Below are 6,443 nucleotides of genomic sequence, written 5' to 3'. Positions count from 1 at the left end.
ATCAAATACGACAAACGCCGCTGCAGGCGCCGCAACCGCATCGAGATTATGTTCAGCCGCCTCAAGGACTGGCGCCGCGTCGCCACCCGTTACGACCGCTGCCCAACCGCCTTCTTATCGGCGATAGCACTCGCTGCCACCGTCATCTTCTGGCTCTGATCAGTGAGTCCTGACCCTAGACGCTAATTGACATTTGAAATCAATAAACGCTCCATACGTAGCTTCTCTTCTTGGACTAACGCGGCCGGGCGGCCGTCAACTGCCTTTACCATAACAGCCTCACTCAGGGCAAAGCAGACGTCATGTTGGAACGCGGCCTGCGCAATGATGTACGAGCTGCTTCCTATCCGAGTGAGCCCGGTCGCGATCTCGACTGCTCCAGGATAATGGGCCTGCTTGATGAAATCGATCGTCACGGTCGCAAACAGCAGTTGCAAGCCGCCTGGCGGATCGATCATGCTCTCCTTCCCGAACACGGACATGTTGAGATCAGCGCGCCCTTCCTCGAAATAGCGGCCTGTTGCGCCATTGTTGAGATGCCGGAAAGCGTCCATGTCGGCGTAAAGAATACGGGTGGTAAAATGCAGCGGATAGCGATCGCGGATGAGCCACGTCGGATCGTCCTTCAAGGCCATCCCTTACCGCTCCCGCCAGCCATATTGTGGACGATAGCCGATCAGGTCGCGGGCGCGCGAGGACGACAGAAAAGATGCATTCCCTTCAAGGCCGTCCCTGATCGGCGTTTCAGGGAAATACCGGGCGGCCAGCTCTGCGCTCGGTACGCTTACCACCGAGTCAGCTGCCGCAATGATCATTCGCTGATGGCCTGAAAGATCGGCCTCCACCGCCAGCCGACATGCCTCCCCACAATCGCGCGCATCGACATAAGCCCACAGATTGAGCTTTCGCCCTTCGGGTCGCGCTTCGATCGCGTCACGCTGAGCATAGTCAGCCGCATCGAACACGTTGGAGAAGCGCAGCGAGGCGATCGTCATCTGCGGGTGCCAGCGCACAAATTGTTCGGCCATCGCCTCGCCCAGATGCTTTGACAGCGAATAGGACCAGTTAGGCAGGTCGGGCGCGTCTTCGTCCAGCGGGAGATAGGTCGGCGGCGTGGTGAAGGGCAAGCCGAGGATCGTCTCACTCGACGCCCATATCACGCGGCAGATGCCCAATCGTGTGCAGGCGGAAAAGATATTATAGGTCGAAAGGGTGTTGACCTGGAATATATCGGCATCGCTGGCCAGGCCGGGCATCGGGATGCCCGCCAGATGCACGACCGCATCGGGCTTCGAGATGGTATCGACACCGGAAAAGGCGCCCATGACCTCGCCGAAATCGGCGCAGTCCACCTTCACCGTGCGAACGCCATCGACGATACCTCCCTTAAGGTCGATACCGGTCACCTTGTGCCCCGCAACCTTGAGCGCGCGGACGGCTTCGCGTCCGATCTTGCCGGCGCTGCCGGTTACCACCACATGCATGATCAACGATCTCCCTGTTCAATCGCCGAGGGCGGCGTGATCCGACCACGAAATGGGGCGGAAAAAGAAAGGCCTACAACCGCGTGGGTAACGTACGGGGCCTCCAATGCTTCGATCTCAGCGCCTTCCAGAACCAAGTCCAGTGCCGCAATGGCGTCGGTCAGATGCTCCGGCTTGGACGCGCCAATAATCGGCGCCGTGATGCCAGGCTTGGCCAGCAGCCAAGCGAGCGCGATTTGAGCTGGAGCGACACCCCGGTTCCTGGCCAATGCCAGCACGGCTTCGACCACCTGCCGATCCTCATCCTCGGTCTTGCCGAACAGAAATTGACTGAACTGATCGGTGCGCGAGCGCGTCGTCGCCGCATCCCAGGACCGGGCCAGTTTGCCGCGCGCTAACGGGCTCCAGGGAAGGACCCCCACGCCCTGATCGATGCAGAGCGGGATCATCTCCCGTTCTTCCTCCCGATAGAGAAGGTTCACCTCCGGCTGCATCGACACGAAACGAGTCCAGCCGTTGGTCTGGGCGACATGTTGCGCCTTTGAAAACTGCCACGCCCACATCGATGATGCGCCGATATAACGGGCTTTGCCGGCCTTTACGATATCGTGCAGCGCCTCCATCGTCTCTTCGATCGGCGTGTCGTTATCCCAGCGATGGATCTGATACAGGTCGATATAATCGGTGCCCAATCGGCGCAGACTGTCATCAATCGCCTGGAACAGGGCTTTGCGGCTCAGCCCGCCAGCATTTGGGGCGTTGCGCCATGGGATGTAAGCCTTGGTTGCGATGACCACCTCATCGCGGCGTGCCATCGCCTTGATGGCGCGGCCGGTAAATTCCTCGGATGTACCGGCGGAATAGCCATTGGCCGTGTCGAAGAAATTGATCCCGGCCTCCAAAGCGGCCCGAAAGAAGGGACGACTCGTGTCTTCGTCCAGCGTCCAGGCATGTCCTGTGCTGGAGGAACCGTTCCCGGTAGCACCGTAGGTCATGCAGCCCAAGCAGAGGCGAGACACTTTGAGGCCTGTATTCCCCAGATTGATATAGCGCATGGCTCGTCCTCCCCACCGAATCCGTTGGTAGAATAACTAGACCATATTCTTGCATTGGGTCTAGTCCCTCTATATTTGAATCTCATGACCAGCGCGCCTCGCCCAACCGTCGTCCGGCTAGACCAAATCGTGGAAGCCACGCGAATCCTGTTCGTCCGGCATGGGTATCGGAGGACATCGATGGACGATATCGCGCGCGAGGCGGGTGTCGCGAAAGCCACTCTTTATCTGCATTTCAGTGGCAAGGTGGCGATTTTTGCCATGATGCTGGATCGCTGCCAGGCCGAGGTGGAAAGTCGTGTCGTCGCGGCGGAAACCAGCGACGCACCGCTGTCGCAGCGCCTGCGCGCTTTGCTCTACGCCTATTTCGGCGTGGCGCTCGAATGGTTCGGCGATGCCGAGCATCTGAGCGAACTCAAGGCCTTTGTCGCGGCCCATCCGGACCATTTTACCCAAGGCGGGCCACGCCCGCGCGCCCGCATCCAGGCCATGCTCGACCGGGCGGAAGCGGATGGCGACACTGACTTTTCCGGCAAGGGCCTGTCCACGGCCCAGGTTGCGAACGTCCTCGTACATGCCGCGCGCGGCGCCAAATTGGGCAAGGCGCCCACGCCCGAGACATTTCGCCGACGAATCAATGATGCGGTTTCATTGGCGCTCGCCGGCGGCTGCTGATCGATCATAGGTCGCGCACGATCAGCCATTTCGGCAGAGTGCGGCTTGGACGAATGACGATGATGAGGACACCGCCCACTGCGAGCAATGCGCCAGCTATCAGGCGCCAGCCGATGGGGTCGCCGGTGATTACCGCGCCTAGGGCAATGGTGAATATCGGCGTCATCAGCGTCAGCAGCGCGATCATGTTGGCGTCGTAGCGCTGGAGCAGGCCATAATATGTGGTGTGCGCGATGATGGACACGACTACCGCGGAAAAGAGCAGAGCGGCGACGAACTGCCAGTTCGCAGCTTGAATTGCGGCCCACTGCCCCTTCTCAGCCAACAGGCTGAGCGGCATCAGCACGATACTGCTCGCTACACCGCCCCAAGCCTGAAGCCGGATCGGCTGGGTCGACAATTGCTTGAGCATGACGGACCCCAGCGATCCCGCCAAGGCGCACAACCCCACGAAGATCAAGCCGAGCGACCCACGCATTCCCATCGGATCGAACAGCACCACCAGAACGCCAGCCAATGTCAATATCATGCCGATAATCCGTCGAACGCCCACCTGCTCGCCGAGGAGCAGCACAGCGAACAGGATGGTGAGCGGCGTCTGGGACAAAATGACGACGGCTGCCGACGAAGGCGTAGCGGTCTGCAAACCGATGAACAGGAGTGCAAAGCCCCCTCCCCCGACCAGCAGCGTCACGAAGCAAACCCGCCATAGCTGTTCGGGTATCGGGAACAGGTATCGGTACAGAAGCGCCCAACCACCAATGTCCTGGCCGCCGCGTAAAAAAGCGGCGGCACAGCCATGTCTCCGACGACCAGCTTGCTGACGATCGTATTGAGAGCCCAGGCCACACAAATCGCCAGGAAAATCAGAAAATCCCGTGGCGGCATGTATACTCCATATCAGTCATCGGGTGGTCAGCGTGGAATGTCGTTAAAGGCGACACCCTTGTCCGGCCTGTGGTCCTGCGGCAGCCCCAATATCTTTTCAGCGATTGTATTGAGCAGCATTTCGTCCGCGCCCCCCGCGATGCGGCCGGTAGGCGCGGTCATCCAGCTTTTCGACCAGCTTTCCTTGCGCGTCTTATCCTCATCATAGCGCATCCCATCGACGCCCTTGAGGTCCATCGCGAATTCGCTCAACTTCTGACGGGTGCGGACAGATACCAGTTTATGGACCGATCCTTCAGGGCCAGGCTGCATACCGGCAGCCAGACTGAGCAAAGCCCTGCGATGGATTGCCGCCAGAGCGGATTGCGCGGCATAGGTTCGGGCAATGCGTTCCCGCACGCGCCCGTCTTGGATCGCGGACTTGCCACCGATGCGGATCGTCTTCGCTTCCTCGACGAACAGGTCGATGGGTGGGCCGAATCCAGCCGGATCGGTCGCCTGGTAGCGCTCGATCATCAGCGTCTCCATGGCCACGCCAAAACCACCGCCGACCGAACCCAGCCTCTGGCTATCGGCAATTCGGACGTCGTCGAAGAAGACCTCATTTACCTCGGAACGGCCTTCCGCCAGCCTGACCGGCCTGACCGTGACACCGGGAGACTTCATGTCGACCCAGAAATAGGTAAGACCCCGATGCTTGGCTACCGTCGGATCGCTGCGCGCGACGATGACGCCATAATCGGCATATTGCGCCCAGGTGGTCCACAATTTCTGGCCGTTGATTATCCAGTCCCCGGTGGCGTCGTCGCGATCCGCCCGCGTCCGCAGGCCGGCAAGATCCGATCCCGCAGCCGGCTCGGAAAAGAGTTGGCACCAGATCTCCTCCCCCTTCAACGCCTTGGTCGCGCGTTCGCGCGCCCAATCCCCCTTCACATAACGCAGCATGATGGGCACCGGCATCCCGAGACTGACGCCGAAATAGTCGTTCGGAAAGCTGTGCTTCATCTCTTCCTGTTCGAAGGCGAGTTTCTCCAACGCACCTAGTCCCTGGCCTCCATGCTCCTTGGACCAGTTGATGGCTGAATAGCCCGCCGCGAATTTTTCCGCCTGCCAGCGCCGGCCGAGTGTCAGGTCTTTCTCTTCGGACAGGCCCCGGCGCGCGGCGCGCCCGAACTCCATGGCTTTCGTTTCGAGCCATGCCTTCGCATCGGCGCGATAGATTTCCAGATCTATACTCATGCGGCCTCTTCCACCAGATAGTCTACCAGGGCATCTTCCCAGAACAAGGCGGGGCCATTCTCGATCGCCAGCGTCCGCGCGCGGCGCTGATGCAGGTGAAGGTCGGCTTCCCAAGTGACGCCAATGCCACCGTGCACCTGTGTCGCATCGCGCGAAACGCTATCATAAGCTTCGGTTGCAGACAGCCGCGCCGCAGCGGCATGGCGGCCGAAATCGGCTTCGCCTTCGGAAGCCGCAGCATGGATGGCATTGGCGCGAGCCAGTTCCACCAGAACATAACCCTCGGCAATACGGTGCTTCACGGACTGGAATCCACCGATCACCTGGCCAAAGGCGCGGCGATCCATCGCATAGTCGCGCGCCTTGCCCAGCATCGCCTCGGCCCCGCCCACCTGTTCATGCGCGGTCACGACGGCCTGCAGTTCCAGCACAGCGCGGGCCGCAAGCAGCGCGCCCTCGCCGGTCAGGACGGACGCTTCCACGCCATCGAAGTGCAGGTGGGCCGTGCAGCGGCTATTGTCGAAAGTGTGGACCATATCCCGCGTTACCCCGTCCCCAGCCAGTTCAACCAGCGCGAGAACTGGACCCTGTTCGCCCGAAGCCAGCACGAGCGCGACCTGGGCGACGGCGCCAGCGCAAACCGCCGGCTTCGCTCCGACAAGGCGGCCGTGCGTAAGGCGCAAAGCCGGCTCCGATGGCAGCATATCGGCGCCTTCAGCAAAAGCGACCGCACCGATCGTTTCGCCACTTGCCAATGTCGGCAGCCAGCGCTCTTTCAACGCGTCCGAGCCGTAGCGCAAAATGGCTTGGGCCACGCCGTGGCCGGTGCCGAGAAAAGGCGCACCGCCAGCGACCTGCCCAATGGCCTCTGCGATGAGCCCCAGTTCGACCAGACCCAGACCGATACCGCCAAACACCTCTGGTATGCCGACGGCGGTCCAACCCTGCTCCTTGCAGGTTTCCCAGAAGCGCATGTCATAGCGCCCCGTCGTTTCCAGCAATGCCTTCAGCGTCTCGCTGCGCGTCCGGTCGGCCAGAATACGAACGGCCTCTCCGCCGATCGCCTGCTGTGCGTCATCATATAATATCGACATCTCTAGCC

General features: G+C 60.9%; 9 protein-coding genes. 2 read left to right on the top strand and 7 right to left on the bottom strand.

Features of this window, described 5'->3' with window-relative positions:
• Positions 1 to 159: transposase (locus B2V90_RS01090; protein WP_293919446.1), on the top strand; the 159-nt coding region annotated here is incomplete at its 5' end.
• 23 nt (positions 160 to 182) lie between these two features.
• Here the strand turns inward: B2V90_RS01090 and B2V90_RS01085 are convergent.
• From B2V90_RS01085 to B2V90_RS01075, 3 genes are read right to left on the bottom strand one after another with little or no spacing between them, the layout of a single operon-like run.
• Complete coding sequence (locus B2V90_RS01085) at positions 183 to 635, bottom strand: acyl-CoA thioesterase (protein ID WP_228223047.1); 453 nt, start codon at positions 633 to 635, stop codon at positions 183 to 185.
• A 3-nt stretch (positions 636 to 638) separates the two neighbouring features.
• The gene (locus tag B2V90_RS01080) at positions 639 to 1,484 is read right to left on the bottom strand and encodes an NAD-dependent epimerase/dehydratase family protein (RefSeq protein ID WP_228223046.1); all 846 of its coding nucleotides are present in this window, start codon (positions 1,482 to 1,484) and stop codon (positions 639 to 641) included.
• Between the two features lie 2 nt (positions 1,485 to 1,486).
• Positions 1,487 to 2,539 (bottom strand): aldo/keto reductase, encoded by a 1,053-nt coding sequence (locus B2V90_RS01075; protein WP_228223045.1) that lies wholly within the window; start codon positions 2,537 to 2,539, stop codon positions 1,487 to 1,489.
• Between the two features lie 84 nt (positions 2,540 to 2,623).
• Here B2V90_RS01075 and B2V90_RS01070 point away from each other — a divergent pair, with 84 nt between their 5' ends.
• A complete protein-coding gene (locus B2V90_RS01070; RefSeq protein ID WP_228223044.1) occupies positions 2,624 to 3,214 on the top strand; it encodes a TetR/AcrR family transcriptional regulator in 591 nt (196 codons plus the stop codon).
• Positions 3,215 to 3,218: 4 nt separating this feature from the next.
• Here B2V90_RS01070 and B2V90_RS01065 read toward each other — a convergent pair whose 3' ends face one another.
• Genes B2V90_RS01065 through B2V90_RS01050 form a run of 4 tightly spaced genes read right to left on the bottom strand, consistent with a single transcriptional unit; the run spans position 3,219 to position 6,435 of the window.
• On the bottom strand, positions 3,219 to 3,908 hold the full coding sequence (locus B2V90_RS01065; protein ID WP_293919445.1) for a DMT family transporter: 690 nt from the start codon (positions 3,906 to 3,908) through the stop codon (positions 3,219 to 3,221).
• Entirely contained in the window at positions 3,905 to 4,102 is a 198-nt protein-coding gene (locus tag B2V90_RS01060) for a hypothetical protein (RefSeq protein ID WP_228223061.1), read from the bottom strand. Before B2V90_RS01060 ends, B2V90_RS01065 begins: the two co-directional genes overlap by 4 nt.
• 27 nt (positions 4,103 to 4,129) lie before the next feature.
• The gene (locus B2V90_RS01055; protein WP_228223043.1) at positions 4,130 to 5,341 is read right to left on the bottom strand and encodes an acyl-CoA dehydrogenase family protein; all 1,212 of its coding nucleotides are present in this window, start codon (positions 5,339 to 5,341) and stop codon (positions 4,130 to 4,132) included.
• A complete protein-coding gene (locus tag B2V90_RS01050) occupies positions 5,338 to 6,435 on the bottom strand; it encodes an acyl-CoA dehydrogenase family protein (protein WP_228223042.1) in 1,098 nt (365 codons plus the stop codon). The genes B2V90_RS01055 and B2V90_RS01050 overlap by 4 nt, the downstream gene beginning before the upstream one ends.
• Between the last annotated feature and the right edge of the window lie 8 nt (positions 6,436 to 6,443).

It is taken from the genome of Sphingobium sp. UBA5915 (assembly GCF_002431195.1).
GTDB classification, from domain to species: domain Bacteria; phylum Pseudomonadota; class Alphaproteobacteria; order Sphingomonadales; family Sphingomonadaceae; genus Sphingobium; species Sphingobium soli.
Note: the sequence above shows the minus strand (reverse complement) of the source record. Positions and strands in the feature narration are given on the sequence as shown.